The organism is Rossellomorea aquimaris, from assembly GCF_000935355.1.
In the GTDB taxonomy this organism is placed as follows: domain Bacteria; phylum Bacillota; class Bacilli; order Bacillales; family Bacillaceae_B; genus Rossellomorea; species Rossellomorea aquimaris_B.
In genome coordinates, this window is the sequence record NZ_JXZC01000001.1 from 148,055 (window position 1) to 173,895 (window position 25,841).

Annotated in this window: 31 protein-coding genes and 1 riboswitch; of the genes, 24 read left to right on the forward strand and 7 right to left on the reverse strand. The window is 40.6% G+C overall.

The window, feature by feature from the left end; translation table 11 throughout:
• The first annotated feature begins 9 nt into the window (after nucleotides 1-9).
• The 3 genes from TV75_RS00795 (at nucleotide 10) to TV75_RS00805 (ending at nucleotide 2,620) form a co-directional block, all read left to right on the forward strand.
• Nucleotides 10-372 carry a DUF2085 domain-containing protein gene (locus TV75_RS00795; RefSeq protein WP_253275450.1) on the forward strand — a complete coding sequence of 121 codons (363 nt, stop codon included), beginning with the start codon at nucleotides 10-12 and terminating at the stop codon, nucleotides 370-372.
• Between the two features lie 104 nt (nucleotides 373-476).
• A complete protein-coding gene (locus TV75_RS00800) occupies nucleotides 477-887 on the forward strand; it encodes a MarR family winged helix-turn-helix transcriptional regulator (protein WP_044337930.1) in 411 nt (136 codons plus the stop codon).
• 113 nt (nucleotides 888-1,000) lie between these two features.
• Nucleotides 1,001-2,620, forward strand: a complete 1,620-nt coding sequence (locus TV75_RS00805; RefSeq protein ID WP_044336556.1) for an MDR family MFS transporter — start codon at nucleotides 1,001-1,003, stop codon at nucleotides 2,618-2,620.
• 87 nt (nucleotides 2,621-2,707) lie between these two features.
• On the opposite strand, the gene TV75_RS00810 is transcribed toward TV75_RS00805, so the two are convergent.
• The gene (locus tag TV75_RS00810; protein WP_044336558.1) at nucleotides 2,708-2,953 is read right to left on the reverse strand and encodes a DNA alkylation repair protein; all 246 of its coding nucleotides are present in this window, start codon (nucleotides 2,951-2,953) and stop codon (nucleotides 2,708-2,710) included.
• Between the two features lie 71 nt (nucleotides 2,954-3,024).
• Between TV75_RS00810 and TV75_RS00815 the strand changes: the two genes are divergently transcribed.
• The 4 genes from TV75_RS00815 to TV75_RS00830 all read left to right on the forward strand — a co-directional run bounded on the left by TV75_RS00815 (nucleotide 3,025) and on the right by TV75_RS00830 (nucleotide 5,948).
• Entirely contained in the window at nucleotides 3,025-3,306 is a 282-nt protein-coding gene (locus TV75_RS00815; protein ID WP_044336560.1) for a hypothetical protein, read from the forward strand.
• Nucleotides 3,307-3,464: 158 nt separating this feature from the next.
• Nucleotides 3,465-3,824 (forward strand): hypothetical protein, encoded by a 360-nt coding sequence (locus TV75_RS00820; protein ID WP_044336561.1) that lies wholly within the window; start codon nucleotides 3,465-3,467, stop codon nucleotides 3,822-3,824.
• Nucleotides 3,825-4,097: 273 nt separating this feature from the next.
• Nucleotides 4,098-4,961 (forward strand): CAP domain-containing protein, encoded by an 864-nt coding sequence (locus tag TV75_RS00825; protein WP_367379294.1) that lies wholly within the window; start codon nucleotides 4,098-4,100, stop codon nucleotides 4,959-4,961.
• A 213-nt stretch (nucleotides 4,962-5,174) separates the two neighbouring features.
• Nucleotides 5,175-5,948, forward strand: a complete 774-nt coding sequence (locus TV75_RS00830) for an SDR family oxidoreductase (protein WP_044336563.1) — start codon at nucleotides 5,175-5,177, stop codon at nucleotides 5,946-5,948.
• A gap of 61 nt (nucleotides 5,949-6,009) precedes the next feature.
• Here TV75_RS00830 and TV75_RS00835 read toward each other — a convergent pair whose 3' ends face one another.
• Nucleotides 6,010-7,377 carry an MATE family efflux transporter gene (locus tag TV75_RS00835; RefSeq protein WP_044336565.1) on the reverse strand — a complete coding sequence of 456 codons (1,368 nt, stop codon included), beginning with the start codon at nucleotides 7,375-7,377 and terminating at the stop codon, nucleotides 6,010-6,012.
• Between the two features lie 156 nt (nucleotides 7,378-7,533).
• On the opposite strand from TV75_RS00835, the gene TV75_RS00840 reads away from it, so the two are divergent.
• The 6 genes from TV75_RS00840 (at nucleotide 7,534) to TV75_RS21315 (ending at nucleotide 13,027) form a co-directional block, all read left to right on the forward strand.
• Nucleotides 7,534-8,301, forward strand: coding sequence for a carotenoid biosynthesis protein (locus TV75_RS00840; protein WP_044336568.1), 768 nt, complete (start codon nucleotides 7,534-7,536; stop codon nucleotides 8,299-8,301).
• Complete coding sequence (locus tag TV75_RS00845) at nucleotides 8,298-9,014, forward strand: lysophospholipid acyltransferase family protein (RefSeq protein WP_044336569.1); 717 nt, start codon at nucleotides 8,298-8,300, stop codon at nucleotides 9,012-9,014. Before TV75_RS00840 ends, TV75_RS00845 begins: the two co-directional genes overlap by 4 nt.
• 12 nt (nucleotides 9,015-9,026) lie before the next feature.
• The gene (locus tag TV75_RS00850; protein ID WP_044336571.1) at nucleotides 9,027-10,121 is read left to right on the forward strand and encodes a glycosyltransferase; all 1,095 of its coding nucleotides are present in this window, start codon (nucleotides 9,027-9,029) and stop codon (nucleotides 10,119-10,121) included.
• Entirely contained in the window at nucleotides 10,118-11,593 is a 1,476-nt protein-coding gene (locus TV75_RS00855; protein ID WP_044336573.1) for a phytoene desaturase family protein, read from the forward strand. Before TV75_RS00850 ends, TV75_RS00855 begins: the two co-directional genes overlap by 4 nt.
• A gap of 153 nt (nucleotides 11,594-11,746) precedes the next feature.
• The gene (locus TV75_RS00860; RefSeq protein WP_044336575.1) at nucleotides 11,747-12,817 is read left to right on the forward strand and encodes an undecaprenyldiphospho-muramoylpentapeptide beta-N-acetylglucosaminyltransferase; all 1,071 of its coding nucleotides are present in this window, start codon (nucleotides 11,747-11,749) and stop codon (nucleotides 12,815-12,817) included.
• 60 nt (nucleotides 12,818-12,877) lie between these two features.
• On the forward strand, nucleotides 12,878-13,027 hold the full coding sequence (locus tag TV75_RS21315) for a DUF2639 domain-containing protein (RefSeq protein WP_082051093.1): 150 nt from the start codon (nucleotides 12,878-12,880) through the stop codon (nucleotides 13,025-13,027).
• A gap of 85 nt (nucleotides 13,028-13,112) precedes the next feature.
• On the opposite strand, the gene TV75_RS00865 is transcribed toward TV75_RS21315, so the two are convergent.
• The 5 genes from TV75_RS00865 to TV75_RS00885 all read right to left on the reverse strand — a co-directional run bounded on the left by TV75_RS00865 (nucleotide 13,113) and on the right by TV75_RS00885 (nucleotide 17,186).
• Nucleotides 13,113-13,628, reverse strand: coding sequence for a hypothetical protein (locus TV75_RS00865; protein ID WP_052504378.1), 516 nt, complete (start codon nucleotides 13,626-13,628; stop codon nucleotides 13,113-13,115).
• 139 nt (nucleotides 13,629-13,767) lie between these two features.
• A complete protein-coding gene (locus TV75_RS00870) occupies nucleotides 13,768-14,325 on the reverse strand; it encodes a GNAT family N-acetyltransferase (protein ID WP_044336577.1) in 558 nt (185 codons plus the stop codon).
• Nucleotides 14,326-14,602: 277 nt separating this feature from the next.
• The gene (locus TV75_RS00875) at nucleotides 14,603-15,733 is read right to left on the reverse strand and encodes an amidohydrolase (protein ID WP_044336578.1); all 1,131 of its coding nucleotides are present in this window, start codon (nucleotides 15,731-15,733) and stop codon (nucleotides 14,603-14,605) included.
• A gap of 63 nt (nucleotides 15,734-15,796) precedes the next feature.
• Nucleotides 15,797-16,396: a DedA family protein gene (locus TV75_RS00880; protein ID WP_044336580.1), complete on the reverse strand. Its 600-nt coding sequence runs from the start codon at nucleotides 16,394-16,396 to the stop codon at nucleotides 15,797-15,799.
• 10 nt (nucleotides 16,397-16,406) lie between these two features.
• Complete coding sequence (locus TV75_RS00885; protein ID WP_044337933.1) at nucleotides 16,407-17,186, reverse strand: undecaprenyl-diphosphate phosphatase; 780 nt, start codon at nucleotides 17,184-17,186, stop codon at nucleotides 16,407-16,409.
• 243 nt (nucleotides 17,187-17,429) lie between these two features.
• On the opposite strand from TV75_RS00885, the gene TV75_RS00890 reads away from it, so the two are divergent.
• The 11 genes from TV75_RS00890 to ribE all read left to right on the forward strand — a co-directional run bounded on the left by TV75_RS00890 (nucleotide 17,430) and on the right by ribE (nucleotide 25,841).
• The gene (locus tag TV75_RS00890) at nucleotides 17,430-17,753 is read left to right on the forward strand and encodes a DUF4870 domain-containing protein (protein WP_044336582.1); all 324 of its coding nucleotides are present in this window, start codon (nucleotides 17,430-17,432) and stop codon (nucleotides 17,751-17,753) included.
• Between the two features lie 149 nt (nucleotides 17,754-17,902).
• Nucleotides 17,903-18,895: a helix-turn-helix transcriptional regulator gene (locus TV75_RS00895; protein WP_044336584.1), complete on the forward strand. Its 993-nt coding sequence runs from the start codon at nucleotides 17,903-17,905 to the stop codon at nucleotides 18,893-18,895.
• A gap of 125 nt (nucleotides 18,896-19,020) precedes the next feature.
• Entirely contained in the window at nucleotides 19,021-19,236 is a 216-nt protein-coding gene (locus tag TV75_RS00900) for a PLD nuclease N-terminal domain-containing protein (protein WP_044336586.1), read from the forward strand.
• Complete coding sequence (locus TV75_RS00905; protein WP_044336588.1) at nucleotides 19,233-20,135, forward strand: ABC transporter ATP-binding protein; 903 nt, start codon at nucleotides 19,233-19,235, stop codon at nucleotides 20,133-20,135. The genes TV75_RS00900 and TV75_RS00905 overlap by 4 nt, the downstream gene beginning before the upstream one ends.
• A complete protein-coding gene (locus TV75_RS00910; RefSeq protein ID WP_044336590.1) occupies nucleotides 20,132-20,908 on the forward strand; it encodes an ABC transporter permease in 777 nt (258 codons plus the stop codon). Before TV75_RS00905 ends, TV75_RS00910 begins: the two co-directional genes overlap by 4 nt.
• 18 nt (nucleotides 20,909-20,926) lie before the next feature.
• On the forward strand, nucleotides 20,927-21,340 hold the full coding sequence (locus TV75_RS00915; protein WP_052504379.1) for a GNAT family N-acetyltransferase: 414 nt from the start codon (nucleotides 20,927-20,929) through the stop codon (nucleotides 21,338-21,340).
• A 153-nt stretch (nucleotides 21,341-21,493) separates the two neighbouring features.
• On the forward strand, nucleotides 21,494-22,366 hold the full coding sequence (locus TV75_RS00920; protein ID WP_044337935.1) for a patatin-like phospholipase family protein: 873 nt from the start codon (nucleotides 21,494-21,496) through the stop codon (nucleotides 22,364-22,366).
• Nucleotides 22,367-22,498: 132 nt separating this feature from the next.
• Nucleotides 22,499-23,194 carry a hypothetical protein gene (locus tag TV75_RS00925; protein WP_044336592.1) on the forward strand — a complete coding sequence of 232 codons (696 nt, stop codon included), beginning with the start codon at nucleotides 22,499-22,501 and terminating at the stop codon, nucleotides 23,192-23,194.
• 53 nt (nucleotides 23,195-23,247) lie between these two features.
• Nucleotides 23,248-23,571: a four-helix bundle copper-binding protein gene (locus TV75_RS00930; protein ID WP_044336594.1), complete on the forward strand. Its 324-nt coding sequence runs from the start codon at nucleotides 23,248-23,250 to the stop codon at nucleotides 23,569-23,571.
• Between the two features lie 188 nt (nucleotides 23,572-23,759).
• A riboswitch (FMN riboswitch) is annotated at nucleotides 23,760-23,903 on the forward strand.
• A 171-nt stretch (nucleotides 23,904-24,074) separates the two neighbouring features.
• Entirely contained in the window at nucleotides 24,075-25,160 is a 1,086-nt protein-coding gene (gene ribD / locus TV75_RS00935; RefSeq protein ID WP_044336596.1) for a bifunctional diaminohydroxyphosphoribosylaminopyrimidine deaminase/5-amino-6-(5-phosphoribosylamino)uracil reductase RibD, read from the forward strand.
• A gap of 24 nt (nucleotides 25,161-25,184) precedes the next feature.
• Entirely contained in the window at nucleotides 25,185-25,841 is a 657-nt protein-coding gene (gene ribE, locus TV75_RS00940; RefSeq protein ID WP_044336598.1) for a riboflavin synthase, read from the forward strand.

Consider the following 25,841-nt stretch of genomic DNA (forward strand, 5'->3'; position numbering starts at 1 on the left):
GGGGATAGAGTGAAAGACATCCTTACATTATCCTTTATGCCCTGTCATAGAATACCTGAACGCTCACTCGTCGTCAGGGGGAAACAATTTCCCTTATGTTTCCGCTGTATGGGTATTCTCGTGGGAATGCTCATCGGGATCCCGTTCGTTTGGCTGTACTTCCCCTCGGTAACATTCGTTCATTTCGTTTATGCGGGGATTCTCATCATCCCTCTTCTGGCAGATGGATACACGCAGAAGTGGATGTGGAGAACCAGTACGAATTCGTTACGGTTACTGACCGGACTCCTATGCGGGATTGGGTTAGCGATCAGTATCATTCTAATTTCCAAAGTTGCAGTCAGAGCCCTCATGGTATTGACCGGTTCATAACCATTGACAGATCATAAGAAAATGTTTAAACTATAATAGTTAACTTAGTGAACTATTTATTTAGTGCAAGAAGTGAGAAAGGTCGATTTTTAGTGGGAAAAGAAATGTACGAGTTAGAGGGATTATTCAGATCCGTTTTTAGAATGATGAAATCAGATATCCGGACCATCTTTGGTGAGTTCATTTCCAATGGTGAATTCCGTGTACTTCAGCTCATTAAAGAGAATGGGGCGTTGAAATCTTCTGAAATATCCAAACGTATGGAAGTATCGGCAAGTCACATTACTTCGATTACAGATACTTTAGTAGAAAAAGGGTACATCACAAGAATGCGTTCGAACGAAGATCGTAGAGTAGTAGAGTTAGCCCTGACACCCCAGGGCGAAGAAATGCTTTCTCAATGTGAAGAAAAAAAGACTCAATACTTTCAGGAATTATTTGTGAAATTTGATAAAGAAGAGATAAATCACCTGATTGAACTGTTTGAAAAACTATTAGCATCAAATCGCAGGTAACAAGCGTGAGGTTACAAAGCAAGGGTTGACCGGGATGGGTCATCCCTTCTATTATGCTTAATTACTTAAGTAAGTGAATTATTCTTATTATAAATATTAAGGGAGACTTATAAATGGAGCACTTAGAACATCGTAAAAAAGTAATGATCATGATAGCCATCATGTCAGCCATGTTATTCGCAGCATTGAATCAAACAATAGTAGGGACCGCTTTACCAAGGATCATTTCCGAGATTGGTGGGATTGACTACTATAGCTGGGTATTTACAATCTTTATGCTAACCAGTTCGGTAACTGCCATATTAGTAGGGAAATTATCTGATATGTATGGAAGGAAACCATTCATCCTCCTAGGTATAGGAGTCTTTATGATCGGGTCATTCTTGAATGGACTTTCTTCATCAATCATTCAATTAATCATCTTCCGGGGGATACAAGGCTTTGGAGCCGGGATGATCATGTCTACTGCGTTTACGGCTGTAGGAGACTTATTTTCGCCTCGGGAAAGAGGGAAATGGCAAGGTTTAATGAGTAGTGTATTTGGTCTCGCAAGTGTGTTCGGACCTACATTGGGAGGCTGGATCGTTGATAATGCAGATTGGCATTGGGTATTCTGGGTCTTCCTGCCAGTAGGTTTCGTCGCCTTTGGGATGATTTATAAAATGTTCCCTTCACAGAAACCAAATAGAGGACTGAAAGTGGATTATTTGGGCTCTGTTATGCTTACTCTGACGATTATTCCATTATTATTGGCCTTTACATGGGGTGGAAATGACTATGAATGGGTTTCCCTTCCGATTATTGGGTTACTGTCAGCAACGGTGATATTCTTTGTCTTATTTATCATTACGGAAAAGAAAGCAAGTAATCCCGTTCTTCCACTTCAATTGTTCAAGAATAAAATTTTCACCTTATCCAATATCATTGGATTTATCCTGGGTGCCGGGATGTTTGGAGCCATCATGTATATGCCGTTCTTTATTCAAGGTGTCATGGGGACATCTGCCACTAAGTCGGGCTTGGTGATGATGCCTATGACAGTGAGTATGGTGATTGCAAGTACAGTTGGTGGGCAGATCATCACGAAGACAGGCAGATATAAATTTCTAGCCCTGATCGGTTTGTTCGTAATGAGTGCAGGAATGATTCTTTTATCCTTTATGGATACGAACACTACCAATACAACGGCCCTTATCAATATTATTATAGTAGGAACAGGTCTTGGGCTGAGCTTCCCTGTTTTCACTTTAACGGTTCAGAACGCTGTTCAGCATAAGTTCTTAGGTGTGGCTACCGCTGCCACCCAATTATTCAGACAAATCGGCGGTACGATTGGGGTAGCCATCATGGGTACCGTGATGAATACCTCCATGTCTTCAAAGATGACTGAGAAAATGTCAGAAGTGAAAGACTCACCTCTTCTAACAAATCCTGAAACATCAGGAGTGTTGAAGCAGCTTCAGGATCCTCAAAACATAATGAATGGTGAGAAATTAAAAGAATTACAATCAATATTACCTGAAGAATACCAAGGGATTTACGCAACCATTCTCGAAGGGGTGAGAGAGTCGTTAAGTTTCGCTTTAACGAATGTCTTCTTTATTGGTGCTATGATACTTCTTGTTGGTTTTGTATTAACGTTCTTTATGAAAGAAATCCCATTACGTATGTCGAATAAAGATGTAACGGAAGAAGAAAAAGAAACAAAACTTAAAGAAGCTTCCAATCATTGATTGGCTCCAGTTTTAAATAAGAAAAGGGGTAACCGGGTGGATCTGTTTACGATTACAGTGCCAACCAGTTACCCTTTTTCATTTGAATTACATCGTACTTTCTCCAAATTTCTTAAACGTCATCTCATCCTCTACTAAACCGCAAGCGGCACATTGAACTTTTAAATCCGGCCCATTATAAGCAAGATGAAACGGCTCGAGCTGCCCTTCTTCATAACTCTGAACAACTTCTCCAGAGGCGGGATCGAGTTTCACACTCTGAGATACTTGTTGTATAATATTAAACCGGGTGCGATTTGTTTTACAGCTGGGACAGCGATAGGGTGTAGTCATGTACATCACCTTTCTTTGTTTTTTTCTAGTATGCTTTATAAATAAACTTTTTATGTAAGGGTTGATTGAACATGAGATTAGAATCATTCGATGCTTTATTAGAGGCATACAGACAGATATGGAAAAACAGATTATTAATAAGTGAGGATACTTCTTCAGAAAAGATCCTGAAGGAAACCATCAAACGTGAATTATTGGACGGCAATAGTCATCCAAGAGTGCGTAAATCTAAAGAAGAAAAATATCTATCAGCTACAAAGAGAATTATTGAATCGGAACTGACGGGTGAAGAGAAAGTTGCATTAATAAAAGTACATCTTGAAATGATGTCAGAACTGAATGGAGATACATAAAGACATTTAATTGTCTAGGAACCGAGGACAGACATACCTTTTCACTCATGATGAGTTAACAGAAATAAGCAAATCTATTCATTCTGAGCATTTTGCTTTTATTAATACCCATATAGGTATATAATGATGATTAGATTATTAAAAAGGATGATGCCAGCATGCTAGTGATTAGCTTACTTCTACTTAGTGTACTTACTTATATGATGTACTATCGGTATTTCCCTGTTAGGACAAAACGATTGTCTTCTCCTGAGGTAACTTCCCGACATGTAGTGGTGGATGTCCGTGATTATCAGGATTCTGCAAAAGAAGATTGCCATAACATTATAGCTATCCCCTGTGGATATATAAGAAGGCACTCACACGATATTCCCAATGGTCCTGTCGTAGTAATGGGAAGCAATCTTATAGAATGCAATGTAGGTGTTAGACAACTAAAACGTCTTGGATTTAAAGTAAAAGGATATATTATCCTTGAATCTGATAAAAAATGTAAAGAATACCTATCTTTAGGGTAAAATCGCTTTTTCAATGAAATGCTATTGTAACATCCGTTACAAAATTGGGTGCGCTAAAAAGCTGTCAATACTGATAAACAGGTAATAATTAGTTTCCCAAGCTAAATAATACAACCACTGGAAATGTAAGTTAATCATTTTAAAAGTACTTTCTCCCTACTAGAATCAATGATTACTATAGTAATATAGGAAAATTGTCTTTCATAATTGAACAATTGATTTCTAGTTACCAAGATCTCCCGTAAATATAACAAAAACAGGGTGGTATGATGAATGTGCAGCAAGGAAAACACATTCACTAAGGAGGAATTCATTTTTATGAACAAGAAAATGATGGTTTCAACAGCAACAGCATTTACACTATTAGCAGCACCATTTGCAGCAGGGAAAGCTGATGCTGCCGCACCATGTCCAACTCCAGATAAGGTTTCACAGCAGGTGAATACTTTTAAATATAATGGTAATCAAGAAGATTTAAATAAATTTGTACAAGATACTCTATCAAAATACCAAATTGATGGTAAGAACATTAACGTACAAGATTTGTTAAAAGGACAGGCTCCTGAAGCTCAGGCAGCACCAGCTCCTGCTAAGGAAGCTCCAAAAGCTGAAGCTCCAAAAGCAGAAGCGCCAGCACCAGCACCAGCACCAGCTCCTGAAAAACAAGAAGCGCCAAAAGCAGAAGCTCAAGCTCCGGCTCCTGCACCAAAAGAACAGCAACAACAACCAGAACAAAAGGCCAGTGAAGAAACAGGTCAATTAAGTCAATATGAGCAAAAAGTAGTGGAATTAACGAACCAAGAGCGTGCGAAGCAGGGTCTTCCAGCGCTTAAAGTAGATACTGAGCTAAGTAAAGTTGCACGTGAAAAGTCTCGTGATATGCAAGCGAATAACTACTTCTCCCATGATAGCCCGACGTATGGCTCACCATTCGACATGATGAAGCAGTTCGGTATTCAATACAGTTCTGCCGGTGAAAATATCGCTATGGGTCAACCTACTCCTGAAGAAGTAGTGCAAGCATGGATGGATAGTGAAGGTCACCGTAAAAATATCTTAAGCTCAAACTACACTCACATCGGTGTGGGACATGTAGAAAACGGTAACTACTGGACTCAACAGTTCATTGGTAAATAATAGAATACAATCATAAAAGCAGCCTCTCTTTCTTGGAGAGGTTGTTTTTTTTATTTTTGAATCATGTCTGAGGTTAGTTTTCTCGAACCTAAGGAAGTTATACGTAAAATAGTGGTCTTGACGAGCATGAACGGATTATTTAAGAGCTTACATTTGCATTTCATCATAATCATTCTTAGTATTGAGTTATAACGAGTACGTGGAGTGAGCTTGATGAAAGAAAAAGTTGTGTTTATAACGGGAGGATCGAAGGGAATCGGACGGCGAACGGTAGAGGAATTCTCGAAACAAGGACATACCATTATCATTAACTACAGACAAAACAGTCAAATTGTTGAGGATCTGATTTCCCATTTGAAGGGGAAATATAACAATAAATTAATAGCCGTCGAGGGTGATATCTCCGTACCTGAAGAATGTGAGCGAATGGTAACAGAAATTCTGAATGAAGTGGAAAGTGTCGATATCTTAATTCATAATGCAGGTCCCTACGTTAAAGAGCGGAAGTCATTTGCTGATTATTCCCCAGAAGAATGGAACTACATAGTAAATGGAAATTTAAATAGTGTTTTCTACTTATCAAGGTTGATTATTCCTAAAATGAGGGAAAAGAAATGGGGGAGAATTATCACATTTGGCTATGATCGAGTTGAAACATCACCAGGCTGGATCTATCGTTCCGCGTTTGCGGCAGCTAAAGCAGGACTCGCTTCGTTTACGAAAACCATCTCAGTGGAAGAAGCACGAAATGGAATAACGGCGAATATGGTCTGCCCCGGGGACATCGTTGGGGAATGGAAAGAAGAAGAGATCCATAAAGCGAAAGAACATCATGATCCGGACACACCGGTGGGGCGTCCTGGAACGGGTGAAGATCTTTCAAGAATCATCTCTTTTCTATGTCAGGAAGAATCTGATTTTATTACCGGTTCCATTATTCCTGTTACTGGGGGCAAGGATGTACTGGGAAAGGTATTCCGTCAGTGAAGGTGTAAATAGACACAGCAGAAAAGAATCTGCCGTGTCTAATGGATTTTACATTATGAGTTTATTGTTTAATAAGACTATATTGCTTTCTATACATTTTTTGAATGAATAGGAGCCTGCCTGATAACGTAAGTGCTCCTGCCGTTAAGCCGGATGTCAGGCCGAGCCAATATCCGTATGGACCAAATTCAGTGTAGTTGGCTAGAACATAACCAAGCGGTAATCCAATCACCCAGTAGGATATGAGTGCCATCATAAAGGTGATATTAACATCCTTATACCCTCTTAGTGCTCCTTGTACTGGAGCTTGAATGGCATCTGATAGCTGAAAGAATACGGCATACAATAAAAAATGAGCCGTTAATTCCAATACATATGGATCATCAGAATAGAGGTGTGAGATTTCTGATCGGAACACAAGCAAAATCACACCATATATGACTGCCAATAGTAATGCAAAGCTTACTCCCATCCAACTATAAATCTTTGCGTCACGCAGCCTTTTCGCTCCCACCTCAAACCCTACAACGATGGTTAATGCCATGGAAATACTGAGCGGGATCATATAGAGGAAGGATGCAAAATTGATCGCTGCCTGATGAGCTGCGATCACGACTGTGTCATAATTGCTCATTAACAAAGTGACAGCAGAAAAGATGCTTACTTCAAAGAAAATGGATAGACCTATCGGAATCCCGATTTGAAAGAGCTCTTTCCATTTGGAGATGTCAGGCTTATGGATGGCTTTGAAGATAAAGTATTGGTCAAATGGCCTTTTCGTATGCACAACCCAAAATGCAATGATTGTAATGACCCAATATGTGATAGCTGATGCATAACCAGCACCGACTCCTCCTAATGCAGGGAAACCGAGTTTTCCAAATATCAATAAATAATTGAATACCACATTTATCGGAAGAGAAAGCAATGTAATAAACATGGTGACCCTTGTCATTCCCAGGGCATCAATAAATGATCTCAGCACATTATAGATGAATAAGGGAATCATCCCGAATGAAAGGGCAATGAGATAATCTTTCGCAACTGTACGGACCTCTGCTTCTATATTCATTCCATTTAGAATAGGATGTAGGACAGTTGCGCCCACGATCATGACGAAAGTAGATAATGCAATGGCGGCATATACTCCTTGAAGCACAGTGTGAGGAACATCTTTCTTATTACCTCCTCCAATTAGTTGAGCGACGATCGGCGTAACCGCGAGGAGGATGCCGCTTAAACCTGTAAACACCGGGACCCAAAGGGAGGACCCTATGGCAACACCGGCCAGGTCTATCGGAGAATACTTCCCTGACATGATGGTGTCGAAAAAATTCATTGCAAACATTCCAAGCTGGGTGACCAGAATGGGAATGAGTATAACGGATAATTGTTTGATTTTATCTTTGATAGTATGGGTTTCTCTCATAATATGAACTCCTTTAAATAACTTCATTGAGCGTATCATAAATTCACTATCATACTGTATCACATTTTTGAGAGACAGAGAGTTAAAAATGCTTTTATACATATCACTCTTATATAATGGGTGTTGAAAAGAATGAGCATGGCGGGGAGGAAGAGAATGACTAAAGAATGGCAGGACTGGATTTGGATTGTATTTCTTATTTGGTACGGAGTGGGGATTATCCTTGTTTCTCTTGACTGGCTACCTCCTGCTCTTCAATGGGCGAATGCCGTTTTCTTATATCTAGCCGGCTTTTTGGCTATTCTTTATGCAATGAAGAAATTTAGAGGACAATATGGGATCATCATCGCTTTAGGGATTATGCTGCTAACGATTTTTGCTGAGTCTTTAGGCGTTCATTACGGTTTGATCTTTGGTTCTTATCATTATGAAAAAGATTTTGGCTTTCAATTGGCAGGGGTGCCCATCACAATCGGCTTTGCTTGGGTCATGGTCATCTATACGAGTATGGCACACTATGAATTTTTATTGCATCGAAGAAAGACTGTAATAGGTGGGATCATTTATAGCACGGCTTCGTCCCTTATGGCTGTTACGATGGATTTAATCATTGATCCCGTCGCATTCAAGGGACGGGAGTACTGGATATGGGATGAGGGTGGGATGTATTATGATATTCCAACTCAAAATTTTCTGGGCTGGTTTTTTGTATCGTTCTTCATTCAATTTTTCCTGTATTATTTGATCAAACACGATGGGGTTTCTTCACATTGGAGCTCTCGGATGAGACGGTTGTATCTCCTCGTGATCTTAATGTTTATCGTGACAGCGATCGTGGAAGGCCTGTGGTTGGCTGTCTGGGTTACGTTGGCATTTTACGGTGTTTCTTTCTTACTTAGAAAACGATTGGAGAAAGCAGTATGATCGAACCTAAAAAAAGCAAAAGATTTCAGCGAATCTTGGCCCACTACCTTACCTACCAGCTCAAAAAACATTTTTATCGTGTATGGATCGATGATCGGAGGGAGGCTGGAAAATCTTCTTCCGGACACTTGATACTCGCGAATCACTCAAGCTGGTGGGATGGATTGATGGTCTTTTACTTGAATCATTATGTTGTAAAAGAAGATAGCTACGCCATGATGAGCCAGAAAGGGATGGAGGATTTCTCTTTTTTTCGTAAAATCGGAGCATTCTCTGTTAATCCCGATTCGCCCAAAGACTTGGTCACTTCCTTAAAGTTTGCTGAAAAATGCCTGCAAGAGAAGAAGACAGTCTGGATTTTTCCACAGGGTAAGGAAGAGCATCTTGAGAAGAGGCCAATTTCATTCATGAGTGGGCCAAGCTTCTTAAGTGAACGTAATCCTGAAATAAGTGTTTCGCTGGTCACTTTCTACTACACATTTCGTCATGACCAAAGGCCTGAATTATTTATCCGGATTTGTGATGAGCGTGTAGATCACAATCAGCATCAATCAAGAAAAGAGCTTACAGACATTCTAAGAACCGTTATGGAAAAAAAGATCGAATCCCTAAAAGCCGATATTATTAATGAAGACATTACAAGCTTTGATTTATTACTCAAAGGATTTCCAACGAATAGTGAATGGTTGACCTTTTGGAAAAGAAGGAAGTAGAGGTGTAAAATAATGAATTATTATATCCTCATTACTATTATGTTTGCTATAATCACGTTCATCAATCTACTCTTTTTACCGAAGCTTTCTAATAAATTATCTTCGAAAGAACTTGTTTCTGTACTCATTCCTATGAGGAATGAAGAAAGAAATGTGGAAGGATTAATTGAGAGTATGAGGAAAATTACCCATTCGCCTGTTGAATTCATCATATTAGATGATGGATCAACGGACCGGACCCCTGAACTCCTCTCCCGATCGACGAAAGGGGATTCCCGGTTTAAAATCGTCAGCGGAAAGCCTCTCCCAAAAGGATGGGTGGGGAAGGTCCATGCTTGCAAGGAGCTTAGTCTGCATGCCCGCGGAACGTATTATTTGTTCCTCGATGCAGATGTCAGGGTCTCCCCGTCCGTCATTGAGAAGGTATTATTCCAGATGAACCACTACGATGCAGGGCTTGTAACGGGATTTCCCCAATTTCCCATTCCTACATTACTCAGTAAAATGCTGGTTCCGTTTCAGCACTTCCTGGTTTATTTTCATTTACCCATTGCGGTAGCCAATCATACGACTAAAAAAGCATTCACGGCTGCTCATGGGGCCTTTATGTTTTTTAAGACGGAAGCTTATGAGGAGTGCGGTGGTCATGAAGCTGTGAAATCGTCTTTATTAGAGGATGTGCATATTGCGAGGAAAGTGAAAGAAAAAGGTTGGAAGGTAACGATCGTCAACAATACAAATGACGTGACATGTCATATGTATGACACCAATAGGGAAGTATGGTCAGGTTTCTTAAAGAATATTTATATAGGCTTAGGGAGGAATCCCATTTCTGTTTTGCTTCTTTCCCTTTTTTATTTCGTATTTTACATAATGCCGCTTCCCTTTTTCCTATATGGATTCATTGCAGGTGAATGGAGCTATTGTATACCGTTGGTTGCGATATGGGTACAAACCCTCATGATTGATATCGCATCCAATCAATCCAGGTGGCATTTTCTCATCATGCCGATTGCTTCTATAAGCTTTATCATCATTATGTGGGCTTCGATGTTGAGGGGAATGAAGAACAAAGGTTACGCTTGGAAAGGAAGGACCTATTCATGAAAGATATCATCATCATTGGTGGCGGATTAGGGGGATTGTCTGCCGGTATTTCACTCCAAAGCAAAGGTTATAACGTAACGATCTTAGAAGAGAACCTTCATCCCGGGGGTAAAATGATGCCTGTTGAAATAGAGGGGTATTCCTTTGATTTTGGTCCGAATACCATTACAATGCCTGAAGTGTTTCAATCGGTGATCAATGATGCAGGAGGAGACTCATCCGAATATTTCCAGTTCGAAAGGTTAGTAAGACATACTAAAAATGTCTTTCACAATGGGAGGATACTTTACCAATCAGCGGACCCACAGGAAATGATGACGGAACTTGAAAAGCTTGATCCTTACGGGGCAGTCCATTACAAAGAGTATTTAAGGGAAGTGGAAAAGCTATACATATTAGCTCAGCGGGGGTTTTTCTACCGGGTTTTTGGTTCATGGAAGGATTACCTCGCTCCACAGCTATCCTATAGCTTTTTGAAGGTCCGTCCCTTTGAGAAGATGGATCATTTTCACCGACGATTCTTTCAAGATGAAGATGTGTTGAAGGTTTTTAATCGTTATGCAACGTATATTGGATCATCACCGTTTGAGTGCCCGGCGACCTTTGCGTTGATCGGGCATCTCGAGATGAAAGAAGGGGTGTATTATACGAAAGGTGGAAACCCAAAGATTGCAAAAGGCTTCTACCGTTTCTTTAAAGAACTGGGAGGCAAGGTGCATCTGGGCAAAAGGGTTAAAGAGATATTAGTTGAGGAAAAAAGAGCGGTGGGTGTTGTAACAGAAGATGGTGAAACGGTAACGGCCCACGATGTGATTGTGAATGGGGATTTTATCACGGCTACGAAGAATCTTATTAATGAGAAAGATCGACCAAGCCATCATGATAGGAAGCTGGACTCCTATGAACCTTCGATTTCCGCTTTTGTCATATTGGCAGGGTTAAGGTCCTATCAGGATTCCGTTCATCATCACCAAGTGTATTTTACAGAGGATTATCAAAAGGAGTTCTCAGAGATTTTCATGAAGAAAGAGCTGCCCAGCGACCCGACGATCTATATCAGCCATTCAGCTGCCACAGATCCTGATATAACAAAGGGAAGCAATTTATTCATTCTTGTGAATGCTCCAGCCGTTGATGTGACTGGTGAACAAGCCGAGGCATATAAAGAGAAGATTTATCAGAAACTAGTAGAAAAAGGGCTCCCGATCCGGGACTCACTAGAAGTAGAGAGGGTATACACACCGAATGCGATCAAACAAAAATTCTCCGCCTATAAGGGCTCCCTTTATGGCCTGGCTTCCCACCGGATGACAGAAGCGTTTCTTCGCCCTTCCAACGTTAGCAAGGACATTGATCACCTCTTCTATGTGGGAGGGACAACTCATCCTGGTGGAGGATCTCCAATGGTTACAATCAGCGGAAGAAATGTGGCCAATTATATATTGAGAAGAGATAAGGCCTTATCTAATTAAATTTCACCTCGATTGTTTTTGGAATTGAAAGGGGTTCCGGTTGACGGACCCTATTCTTTTGTCAATTTTTCGTAGTTCTATCCCCAAGGCATTTTTGGTAAAGTGTATAATGATAAAAGATAAAGTAGAAAATTGAGTTAGGAGTTAATACATATGAGTAAACGTATATTATTTACAGGCGGTGGATCGGCAGGACACGTTACGGTTAATACCGCTTTGATTCCACACTTTGAAAAAGAAGGTTGGAAGATAACGTATATAGGATCAGAAGACGGAATTGAAAAGGAAATCATAACAGAACAATTTCCCCATATCCCATATGAAAGCATCTCAAGTGGAAAGCTCAGAAGATATTTTTCGTGGAAAAACTTTTCAGATCCATTTCGAGTGATGAAAGGTGTGTTTGATGCTTTAAACGTCATTCGTAAGACGAAACCAGATATCATCTTTTCAAAAGGGGGGTTTGTTTCCGTTCCCGTCGTCATGGCTGCTAAGATTGCAAAGGTCCCTGTAGCGATTCATGAATCGGATGTAACACCGGGTCTCGCGAACAAATTAGCTGTTCCCTTTGCCACCAAAATCTTCACCACTTTTCCTGAAACGGTTCAGTCACTTCCTAGTGATAAATCATTGTGTGCTGGAGCCATCATTCGTGAAGAGCTATTTTCAGGGGATGCACGTGAAGGAAAGCGGCTTACCGGTTATTATGAAGAAAAGCCTGTGTTAATGATTATGGGAGGCAGTCTTGGTGCGAGAAAAATTAATGAAGCGGTAAGAGGGAACCTGGATGAACTACTTTCCGTTTTCCAAATCCTGCACATCTGCGGCAAAGGAAATATCGATGAAACCTATACTCAAAAAGGTTATCGACAATATGAATTCATAAAAGGTGATCTTCCTCACTATTTAGCGATGACGGACTATGTGATTTCACGAGCTGGGTCTAATTCGATCTTTGAGTTTCTTGCGTTGAAGAAACCAATGTTACTGATACCCCTATCAAGAGAAGCGAGCCGTGGAGATCAGATCTTAAACGCCAACAGCTTTGTAAAGCATGGATATGCATTGAAGCTTGAAGAGGAAGAGCTGACCCAAGAAAGCTTCCTCAAGAAGGTCAATGAGTTGAAGGATCACAGAGATACCTATATCCACAACATGGAAAAAGGTCAAAAAGCCTATACCATACAAGACATGTATGAGGAACTTTCATCAATGTCCCGATAATAAGTCATCGTACCCTCCTTTAAGCATATAGTATATAAATGGTTGAAGGGGAGAAAGACTATGGCTTATCAATTTTCAAAAGGTTGGTACCTTCAAGAGCTTAAGAAGATGGGGATCAGTCATCATCCGTTAGAAAAAAGAAAATTGGAAAACTATAAAACCTTTGTCGTAAGAAATCTGTATTTCGAGAAAGCAGCGAAAAAGAAATAATATAGGGAGCTGCCTGTAGTGTGTGCTTATCTTTTATGAAAAAAAGATAAGATGGCAATTATGAGCAGCTCCTATTTTTAATGAGCTATAATAATTTTTCGGCGATAATATCGTTCGTTTTTTCGCTGAATCTGTGAGGGGATAGGTCTTCATTTTTGTTCGTGAATTTATTTTCAATAAGGGATTGATACCAATAAATAATAATAGAATAGCTGACCGTAAGCATGTACATATAGTGGTTCTTCATCCGTTTTAATTTATAAATGCCTTTTTTCTCAAAAAATGAGGTAAGGGGATAGGCAAATACATAATTAATGGAGAGGTTCAATAGCATATAGAGCGGGAAGGATCTAAAGGTCAATCTGAAAACCCAAAGTGTAGCAGAAAAAAACGGTCCAAGAATAAATGATAAATCACCAAGCAATTTTTCTTGTTTGCTACCTCGTATCTCCCAAAACTTCAGAATCGAATTACATAATGTGATGGTTGTTAGAATGAAGCTCACTAAAATCGCAGAAGGAGAAAAGCGTATGATCGTTTCCTTCTTGAGGAACAGCAGGCTTCCCCAAGATAGTACGACCAAGATAATTCGAATAGGCATCGTGACAGCCCTCCTATAAACCTTGTTCTTCACTATAGCTTTCCCGGATGTAACTTGAATTTATGTATGAAAGAAGAGATGGGAAATCTTTAGATTTATAACAAAAAACCGATTTCTCGTGTGGAAATCGGTTTTTATTCTAAGCTTCCATAGCCTGCTCTTCTTCTTGGGAATGTTGAAGCTGATATAGATAAAGTGTATATAAGTCTTTAGGAATTTCATATAGGTCATAAACCTCTTCTTGAGCATTTAATTGTTCGTAAAGAGATCTTCTTGTTTCGTTTGCCTTTAGTACATACGGAAGTTTTTCTGCTGCTTTTTGGGAGCGGGTATTCAGTTTACGGATTCTCATGAAGATGGTTTCCATTCCTAATTCGAAGAAAAGTTCAGCGAAGAATGCATCTTTGGCTGGTTGATTGTATCCTTTTCCATGATAAGGTTTGCCGAGCCAGGTTCCCAGGAATCCAGCATTTTCTTGAATATCAAATAAGTTTATCGTTCCGATAGGGCTGCCCCATTCGTCTAAAATTGTGCGTGAAATGAGCTCTCCACGTTCCTCTGCTTCAATGGTTTGTTTTGTTAAGAATAGAAGTTCCTCATAGGAATGAGCTTTTTGACGCACAAAAGGGAAGACATCCGGGTGCACCATCAGGTCATAGAGCTCATGACACTCATGTAATTCACGTTTCTTGATCATAGTAGACCCTCCTTGAGGGCAGTCTACTTGCGTACGATCCCACCCTCGAAATTTTTAAATGGTAACTAAAAAATTTCGGGGTGGGAATCGAACCCACTAAGACCAGTCAAGAAACTGGTGGCGCACCTTTTGCCTTCCCTTCATTACAGTCGCTCAATATTTAAATAAATCGCGTCTTTGTAACCGGAAATATATTATCCATCTGTATCATATACGAAATATCTCAAAAAGGAAATAGGTAAAATGCTAAATTTTGATGAAAATTTTTAACAAATTTCTACACGTTTTGATAAGCGACTTCTCCATTCACCAACGTTACAATCGGCTTGGCCATAAAATGAAATGGATGGTGGCTCCAAAGTACTAGATCGGCATCCTTGTTTACTTCGATACTACCGATGCGGTCAGAAACACCAAGGTTCCTGGCAGGGAGGATGGTAATTCCTTCAAGGGCTTTATGTTCATCCAACCCTTCCCGAACAGCGATAGCCGCGCACATATTTAAGTACTGAATCGGAGTGTACGGGTGGTCTGTCGTAATGGATACTTCGACACCAGCCTCCGTCAATTTTTGATACGTGATCCAGCTTTTGTTTTTTAGTTCTACTTTTGATCTTCTCGTAAAGGTTGGGCCTACTGAAACCTTTAAATTCTTACCATTAAATTCCTCAGAAATGAGGTGGCCTTCTGTACAATGCTCGATGCGTAAATCCAAATTGAACTCATCGGCAAACCGGACAGCAGACAGGATATCATCTGCACGGTGAGCGTGGATGCGAACCGGGATTTCACGTTTTAATGCAGATACTAAAGGTGCTACCCTGAGCTCTTCGGGTTGATCGCAATATTTAGCTGAGAAAAATGCCTCTCTAAGCATTCCCATAATGCCCATTCTCGTTATGGAATCGTTGTTTCCATTGCTATGAATCCGCTTCGGGTTCTCCCCAAGGGCGATTTTCAAACCGGACGTTTCCTTAATCAGCATCGAACGAATCGTTGATCCATAGGTTTTGATCACAGAAGTCGTTCCACCGATTACGTTTGCGCTCCCAGGCATGACATTAACTGTTGTGACACCGTACTTCAGAGCATCCTTAAAACCGGGATCCAATGGATATACTCCGTCAAAAGCCCTGATATGAGGCGTCATCGGTTCAATGGTTTCATTGGCATCATTCCCCGCCCAGCCGGTGCCTTCGTCATACAGCCCTAGGTGGGTATGGGAGTCAATGAAGCCGGGGAAGAGAAAATTGCCCTGGCAATCATATACGGAAACATCCCGGGATGATTCTACGTTATGGGAGTATATCTGTTTGATTTTTCCGTCTTTTATGAGTACAGAACCGTTTTGAATGGGCTTGGATGTGATGGGGTATATGGTTGCGTTTTTTAATAGTATGGAATTCATAATTAATCCTTTCGTGGGACATGTTTCCTTCTTATTTTAAACAATTTCATGAAAAAAAAGAAGTTAATCCTTCCTTTTGTTCCTCCAACTTGAAAAAAATAGATAAAGGAATGTGCCGAGCACCGCTATTAAACTCAAAGGTTTGATATAACGGACTCCGATTACTTCTATATGCTCCCAATGTGTGCCAAGTTCCATTCCAATGACCATAAATAATAATGTCCATGGGAGCATGGCTGCAAAGGTATAAAGACTAAAAGTAGAAAGGGGCATACGGGTGATGCCGGCCGGGATACTGATGGCATGACGAACAATCGGAATGAATCGTGCAGTGAAAATCACAATGGTACCATGCTTCTCAAACCAATTCTCAGCTGCATTCAAATGTTTAGGATGGATAAGGAGATACTTACCATATTTTTCGAAGAATGGTCTGCCACCATAATAGCCTAGCCAGTATAGAAATAATTGAGCAAGTGTTCCGCCAATGACACCGCTAAGGAACGCACCAATAAATGAGATTTTTCCAGCGCTCACCATAAAGCCGGCGTAGCTTAATACAAGCTCACTAGGAATCACTTCTATCATGAGAGCAAGTGCGATTCCGGCGTAACCCATATCAGTTAATTGTGTAAGGATGTGTACAATCGATTCATGGTTCATCATTTTCCTCCTACATGATCCCTGAGTATTGAAGAAAGAGAATCAATAGTCCCAAAGCCCAAACATAGTAGGAGAAAATTTTCAGCGAGTGCTTTTTCAAGAAATTTACCATTGTAAGGATGGCGAAGTAACCGAAAACCGCAGCACTTATTGTTCCGATGGCTAAACTTGAAAAAGAAATCGCTTCAACAGTCCCTCCTATCATTTCTTTTCCTTGTAGTACGATCCCACCAAGTATGGCAGGGGTAGAGAGAAGAAAAGAAAAATAAGCCGCCGTTTCCCTGTCAAGCTTCCTGAATAAACCTGCCGCAATGGTTAAGCCTGACCTTGATAATGCCGGGAATATGGCTGCTGCTTGAAAGCTTCCGATCACCACTGCATCTGCGTAAGTAAGATCATCCAGTTTTTTGTAGCCATTTTTCACTCCATCTGCCAAATACATGATACATCCCGTTGCAAGAAACTCCCATCCGATCGTAGCACCCGTCTTTGAGATTGAGTCAAAGAAATCCTCGAACAAAAAGCCCACGACCACAGCCGGGATCGTTCCAATAATAAGAATCCATGATAGTTTACTAAAGGGGTGCCTCAGCATGTAGAGAAGTTCCTTTTGATACACAACGAGAACAGCAATCAATGTTCCGATATGAAGCATCGTATCCAAGAATAGTCCAGCTTCCTGGAGTCCAAAGGTAAGCCTTCCTAGATAAAGGTGACCAGTGCTTGAAATTGGAAGGAACTCTGTTAAACCTTGTATGATTCCCAGAATAAAGGCTTCAAATTTATTCAAATCCATCACTACCTTTCTGCAAGTCCACTAAGGACAAACTCCTCTTTTAACTTATATTCCATCCTTTCACGTTTCATGAGGACTGTCCTGAAGTTTGAAGAATTTCTCTTAAAGGGTTCTCAAAAAAAAATTCATGCCGGGATGAAACTTTCTGATAAAATGCACGTAAGTATAGAGGAGGATATAATCTAACAGTCTGTTTACTCCAGTCTAGGGTGAGCAGTGAAAAGGAGGAATTTCAATATGCCTACAAAAGATGAAAGAATGATGGCTGCCCTTATTTATATATTAAGCTTCTTCACAGCATTCATCGGACCATTGATCATCTGGCTAATCAAAAAGGATGATTCAGAATTTGTGGACTATCATGGAAAGGAATACTTCAACTTTCTTATTTCATATGCCATTTATGGTTTGGTGAGCACCATTTTGATGGTGGTGCTGATTGGATTTATTCTAGCTCCCGTAGTGGGAGTCATGGCCTTGATCTTTACGATACTGGGAGCGATCAGAGCCTACGAGGGAGAGCAATATAGAATCCCGACGGTCTTTCGTTTACTTAAATAATCAATTGGGAACCCATGAGTATTCGTGGGTTCTCTTTTTCTGTTGAAATAAAAAGAATAAAGTGTTGACAAAATTATCGGAATATTGATAGTTTTATAAAAATGTCTCTGCGATTAGGATGGGTCTATCCATAGAAGGAGCGTGTCAAAATGACGAGGGTGGATAATAAAGAGAGAGTGCTCAGGTTGATGAGTATTTTGAGTGAAGAAACGGATGAGGATCATGAGTTGAGTTTGGATGATATAATTCTGCGTTTTAAGCAGATGTTTGGCCCTGACGTGAAATTGAACAAGAATTCATTAAAAGATGACCTTGAGCACCTTATTAGAAATAATTTTGATGTCACTATAAACCAGGAAAAAGAAGGGCTGCCTAAATATTATAGTCATCAATATCGTTTGTTCGAGTTATATGAACTTCGCATGCTCATCGATGCAGTCGTTTCGGCCAAATTTATATCAAAGAAGGAAACGAGACAGCTGACTGGAAAAATAAAGCGGCTCACGAGTATTCATCAAGGGAAAAAGCTCCATAATGAAATTCAAATCGATTCCTCCATTAAAAGTGAAAGTCCTTATATTCGTCTCGCTATCCATGATATTCATGAAGCAATAGCAGAACGTAGAATGATTACGTTCCAATATGGTCGATACGATGTGACAAAACAATTTAATTTGAGCCATGAAGGAAAACTATATAAAGTAAAGCCCCATGCCCTTGCATGGGCAAATGATTTCTACTATCTCATTGCCTATTATTTTGAAGCAGATGAAATTCGACACTACCGCGTGGATCGATTAAGAAATGTAGAACCCCTTTCAGAAACCTTTCCATACGAACCCTTTGATGTATCCAAGTATGTACAGTCCACCTTTCACATGTTTGCAGGTGATGAAGAATGGATTAAAGTTTCATTTCAAAACCACCTCATCAATGTTGTCATCGATAAGTTCGGAAAGGATGTAAACATTCAAAGAGATGGTGAAAACCATTTTATTCTAACAACAAAAGCCCGTGTCAGTAGTGGACTGGTGAACTGGATCTTAAATTTTGGCAGTCAGGCGAGAGTCATATCTCCTCCTACCCTGGTGGACACCGTTAAAACGGAAGTGACTAAGCTGTATTCCTTATATCATCAATAATGAAGCACTGAACCTCATTGAATGGGGCTCAGTGCTTTTTATTGTTTCAGAGTTTATTTGAAAGAAAAATGAACGATTTTCATTTTCCTCCGTCTTATATTTGAATACAAAAGGAGGAATCGGATATGAACGAATTACAAGAAACATTCCAGTCTATAAATTGGGGGCTTATTGCTCCTGTCATCCTTATTCAAGTCATACTAATGGTGGTTGCAGTGATTGATGTGATCCGTATTAAAGCAACGAATGGGCCTAAATGGTTATGGGTTCTCATTATCCTGTTTATCAATATTATCGGACCGGTTGTGTATTTCATTTTTGGAAGGAGGCAAGATGGATGAACGTATTGGAAGTAACGTCTTTAGAAAAGAAGTATAGGGAAAAGCCTGCTGTGAAGAATCTTTCTTTTCAATTAGAACAAGGTCGTTGTACAGCTCTTCTGGGTCCCAATGGAGCGGGGAAAACCACTACTTTAAATATGCTTGCAGGGTTGATTACACCTACTAATGGATTGATTTCAACCAGGGAACCCTCTCGGGATATACGGGAAATGATCGGCTACCTGCCCCAATATCCTTCCTTTTTTGAATGGATGAAAGGAAAAGAATTTCTCATCTTTTCAGGTGAAATAGCTGGATTAACGAGGAAATCATCTCAAAATCGAAGTGAAGAACTTCTAGAGCTAGTCGGTTTGCAGGAAGGAAAGGACCGGATAATTGGCCATTATTCTGGTGGAATGAAGCAGCGATTAGGGATAGCTCAAGCTCTTATTCATCAGCCGAAGCTATTAATCCTTGATGAACCTGTCTCTGCCCTAGATCCTTTCGGGAGAAGAGAAGTGCTGGAGCTGTTAAAAAAGTTAAAGAAGGAAACGACGATCCTTTTTTCTACCCATATTTTGAATGATGCAGAACAAGTTTGTGATGACGTGTTGTTCTTGCACGGTGGTGTGCTGATTGAAGAAGGGCCTCTAGTAGAAGTGAAAAAAAGACACCAGACACCGAGATTGAACCTGTATTTTAACGAAGATAGCGAAAAGTATAAACCGTATCTGCTGCAAAAAGATTGGGTCCATCATCTGATAGCAGACAGAAATCGACTCTCTTTCGAAGTAAGTGAACTGGAGAGGGATAGAGCAAGAATCTTTTCTTTGATCTCAGAAAACCATTGGGGAGTGACTAGATTTGAAACAAGTGAACAAAGCCTTGAAGAGCTATTCATGGAGGTGATTAAAAAATGAAAACATTCTGGGTTTTATTCAGAAAAGAAATGCTGGAACTAATACGGAATTATAAGATGATTTGGATGCCTATCGTATTCATCTTATTCGGCTTAACGGAGCCATTGACGGCATTTTATTTACCAGACATTATTAATTCAGTAGGGGATCTGCCGGAAGGAACGGTCATCAGCATTCCAACGCCATCATCTGAAGAAGTGTTATTATCGACTATCAGCCAGTTCAGTACCTTTGGTGTCCTCATCATCGTGTTAGGTTTCATGGGAACGATTGCAGGAGAGAGAAAGAGCGGAAATGCTGTTATGGTATTGGTAAAGCCCGTATCATACGCAGCTTATATATATTCAAAATGGATGGCTGCATTTGTTCTGGTGTGGATCTCCTATGGACTGGGGATGATATCCAGCTGGTATTATATTCAAGTATTATTTAACGGAATAGGCTATACATCATTCCTACAGGGATTCCTCGTTTATGGCTTGTGGCTTACCTTTATCTTAACATTGGTCGTCTTCATGAGCAGTTTAGTAAAAACTTCTGGCCTTGCAGGGTTCTTTACGTTTGGGATCGCCATAGTATTAACCTTTGTCTCAGGATACATGACCAAAACCTTAAAGTGGTCTCCAGGGCAGCTATCCAACTATGTAAATGAAATCGTTCATTACAGCACGTGGCCGGATCACCTGACAGGAACCATTATCTTCACTATCATCCTTTGCCTGGCTATCCTGCTCATAGCACCACCACTCTACAAGAAAAAAGATTTGATCTGACCAACTCAGCTCCCTTTTTTGAGGGACGGACCTGGGGACCCTGCTGTTCAAATCAGCCCTGTCCAGGCTGAAGATGAAAATGAGTTATTGATGTGGGTTGAGGGGCATTTTGGAAAACCATGGTCAAAAACGTTGTTACAAGCCTTTCAATCATCAGGGGATTCCATCCCGATTATCAAAGCGAAAGAAAAAGGTGAATTGATTGGATTTGCAGCATTTGATGTTTATAAAAATAAAAAAGGGATATACGGACCGATGGGGGTCCTCCAGGCCACTCGCCATAAGGGAGTGGGAAAGGGTCTCCTTTATCATGCATTGCAGGGCATGCAAGAGAAAGGGTATATGTACGCCGTATTAAAAGAAGCCGGACCCATCGAATTCTATGAGAAAATGTGTAACGCCAAGCTTATTCCCCTGATGACCGATGAATGAGAGACCGAGAGGGAATCATAAGGAATGAAATCAATAAGTGGCTTGATCATTGAGCAAGTTAGTACACATTCTTACTGCTTTGTGGGAAAATATAGTGGTTTATTCGATACCGGTGACGATAATGCTTGCATCATTAAGGAGGTATACAAGATGATGATTGAACACACTGGCCTCGTTCTCGAAGGCGGAGGAATGAGGGGGATATACACGGCAGGAGCATTGGAATACTTCCTGGAAAGAGGCATTGAATTTCCTTATGTGATCGGAGTATCTGCCGGGGCATGTAATGCGGCATCCTATTTATCTAAGCAAAATGGACGAAATAAAAAAGTGAATGTAGATTTTATCCGTGATCCAAAATATTTATCCTGGAGGAACTATTGGAAAACGGGAGAACTATTTGGAATGGATTATGTGTTTGATGAAATACCAAATAAGCTGGTCCCTTTTGATTATGAAGCTTTTCACTCTAATTCAACGGAATTTATTGTCGGCACCACAGATTGTCATACAGGTAAACCGGCGTATTTCTCGAGAAGAGACTATGGGGACGAGCTTCTTACGGTTATCCGGGCGTCGAGTTCCCTGCCATTTGTCGCTCCGATCGTTGAGTTTGAATCCCGTCATCTCCTCGATGGAGGGATAAGTGACCCAGTTCCCATCGAAAAAGCTGAGCGGGACGGGTTTAAGAAAAATGTAGTCATTCTAACTAGAAACAGGGGCTATTATAAAAAGCCTTCACGTTTTTCTTTCCTTCTGAAAAGAAAGTATCCTCAATATCCTGAATTACATAAAACGATGATGAACCGTTACTTGCGTTACAATCAAACGATCAAGGAATTAGAAACGAGAGAAAAGAAAGGGGATGTCCTGATCATTCAACCCCAATACCCGTTAAAAGTAAGCCGTATTGAAAAAAATCCACAAAGGCTGGATGAATTGTACTGGCAGGGGTACCTTGATGCAGAGGCAAAAGAGAAAAAGATAATTGAATGGAATCGCTCAGCGGCTCCAGTTCACTCATAACATATAAGCCAACGATTGTCAGAAAATCTTCTCATGAGGGTTCTGTATGCGTTGGCTTTTTCCTGTTGATTGGTCTAATTAAGGGATTTTCACATACATATGATAGAGATTCCTTGAAAGGACGAGCATTTCATGAACCTCTATCAAATCTACAAAAATGAACAATATACGTTGCTTTATCGCAGTACCATGTATTTTCTTATAGGTGTAGGAATGCTGATGGTGACTCAACAACTATATTATTTTCCCCTGCTGATTTTTATACCTGCGTTTTCAAATCTTTATCTCAGCTTTAGTATGAAGAAGGAGCTAAAGAAAGCGAACCGACTATTTTATGAGAATATCCCTGTTTCCGAGCATGCATTAATCGGGGTTCAGACGAAAGAAGGTTCATATTACGTAAAAACGAATGGATGGTCAGAATACTTTATTCAAAGAACGTCCTTGATCAACAAACCGAAGCATTACATGCTTCACCGGAAAAATAAACACCCGATGGCAATTTCCAAATGGAGCAGAACCATGAAAATTGATCAAGGAGGAGCCGGAAAGATTTTTCACTTGAAATATCAGAGCTCTACTGCTATCGAATGGAGAAGTGACGAGGGTGACACGATTATCGTTTATAAAGGAAACAAAAGATGGATTTTGAATTATAACAAAAAAAATTATTTATCCTTACAAAAAGGATATCTTCCTCAAAGTGTTCAACAACTTTTCGATTATCATCATAGCTATGTTTCATTTTATGAAGCATATAGCGAAGAACTTGATTGGCTTCTTATTTTTCTATGGTATGTAGACAGCGATTATTTTCTTACAGCATAGTCATCCTTTTCCCCCAGTTGGGAAAGCTAAATAGGAATGTTCGTGGAGGTGAGATGATGAATGCCGATTACAAACCATGTTTAACGGCTTTGCAACGATGTCTTGAAGCATGTAATATTTGCTACCATGCATCCCTGAAGGAAGAAAAAGCGATGATGATGTGCATAGAGCTGGACCGGGAATGCGCAGGTATCTGTTCATATGCTATTAACGCCATGCAGCGAAGCAGTAAATTTGTTCAACAAATTCTGGTCGTCTGTGCAGATATCTGTGATGCATGCGGAACAGAATGCAATTCTCATGACCAGCAACATTGTAAGGACTGCGCAAAAGCCTGTTTTGAATGTGCGGAAGAATGCAGGAAGCTATTAGCATAATAAATGGAGGATGCTTCTATTAAGTAGAGGCATTCTTTTTATCCTTGTAGCATTTTCTTGGTGCTTGCAGTCAGGAATAGAGAGATATTTTTACTATTATATTCAAAAAATCAGTACAAAAATAAATTTTTAGAGCTCCTTACATGATTTCATTTAGAAAACTATGATAGAATAATGATAATCGAATAGGTTTCCTTCGGGGCAGGGTGAAATTCCCTACCGGCGGTGATGAGCGCATGCTCTCAGTCCGTGACCCGTCTAATGAAAATTAGACGGTGGATTTGGTGGAATTCCAAAGCCGACAGTGAAAGTCTGGATGGGAGAAGGAACGGCAGTATTTACTTGATGCAGACGCGAGAAGTCTCTCTTTTTTGGGAGTTGTGTTTCCAAAAAAAGAAATCATGTAGATGCTTTATTTAGTCATGCCAACTTCCCCCAAGTAAAAACTTACTTGGGGTTATTTATTTTAAAATAATAGTGATTATAGAGGGGAGGTACAATGCTTGAACCATTCACAATATATGAAGCTTGCCCTCTCAATGGCAAAGACCACCCAAGGTCAAACATCACCCAATCCTGCCGTTGGAGCGGTCGTGGTGAGAAATGGTGAAGTCGTTGGGATGGGTGCACACCTCAAAGCAGGAGAAGATCACGCAGAGGTTCATGCCATAAAGATGGCAGGAGACAAGGCGCAGGGGAGTGACGTCTATGTCACGCTGGAACCATGTTCTCATTACGGTAAAACACCTCCCTGTTCAGAGCTTCTGATTTCTAGCGGAGTGAGTCGGGTCCATATTGCAAGTACAGATCCAAATCCCCTAGTCGCGGGAAGAGGAATTCAACAGTTGAGGGATGCTGGCATAGAAGTAAGGGTTGGAGAGCTTGAAGAAGAAGCCCTCGAACTAAATAAGCACTTTTTCCATTTCATCCAATACGGCACGCCTTATATAACCCTAAAGACAGCAGTTACATTAGACGGGAAAACAGCTTCAGCTTCAGGGGATAGTAAATGGATCACCTCAGAAGCTTCACGCACAGATGTCCACTATGATCGTCACCGGCATGACGCGATATTAGTAGGAGTCAATACCGTTATTCAGGACAACCCACACCTTACCACCCGTTTGCCCCAAGGTGGAAAAAACCCCATTCGAATTATATTAGATACCTTTTTACGGACACCTCTCCACTCCCATGTAGTGGAAGACCCAGAAAGCAGGACGCTCATCTTCACGGGCAGTTCTGTCAATGAAGAACAGAAGAAGCCATATATGGAATCAGGCTGTGAAATCATCACCCTTTCAGAGGAAAGGATAGACATTCACACAGTATTAAAAGAACTGGGTGCCCGGCATATCGGATCCCTTTATGTAGAAGGTGGATCCACTATTCATTCCTCTTTTTTAAAGGAAAAAGCCTTTCAGGAATTGGTTATGTACATGTCTCCCAAGCTTGTAGGCGGAAGCTCTGCCTTCACCAGTTTTGGAGGGGAAGGTTTCCCGACCATTGCAGAAGGTCTTGAAGTGGAGATTAAGAGCCTTGAACGGGTAGGAGAGGACATTAAAATTGTTGCTCTGCCTAAGAGTTAACCTTTTTGAAAGGAGGAGAAAGGGATGTTTACTGGAATCATTGAAGAAATCGGATCAGTTGAACGCATGAAAAAATCCTCCTCATCCATGGAACTGACGATAACAGCAGGGCGTGTTCTGGAAGACGTTCATATTGGAGATAGCATCAGTGTGAATGGTGTCTGTTTAACGGTTACTTCATTCACCTCCAGGCAATTTCAAGTGGATGTGATGCCTGAAACCTTTGAAGGTACAACGCTCAGAAACCTGTCCCACGGTTCTAAAGTCAACCTGGAGAGGGCGATGGCTGCAAATGGTCGTTTCGGAGGGCATTTCGTTAATGGGCATGTCGATGGAGTAGGGACGATTGTGAGGGTAGAGAAAGTTGAAAATGCCTGGTATATGGATATTACCATTCCGGAAAATCAAAGCCATTTATTTATCATGAAGGGCTCTGTTGCAATAGACGGCACTTCCCTTACTGTGTTTGATGTGAAAAATAACACCATTACGATTTCGTTGATCCCACAAACGAGAGGTGATACGGTTCTTGGCGAAAAGAAAGTAGGGGACCGCGTCAACATCGAATGTGACGTAATGGCGAAATATTTTCATCGCTTCTATGAAGCAAAGGAACAATCTAAGAGTACTTCAAGCGGCATCAGCTATGATTTTTTAACTCAAAATGGTTTCGCTGACTAA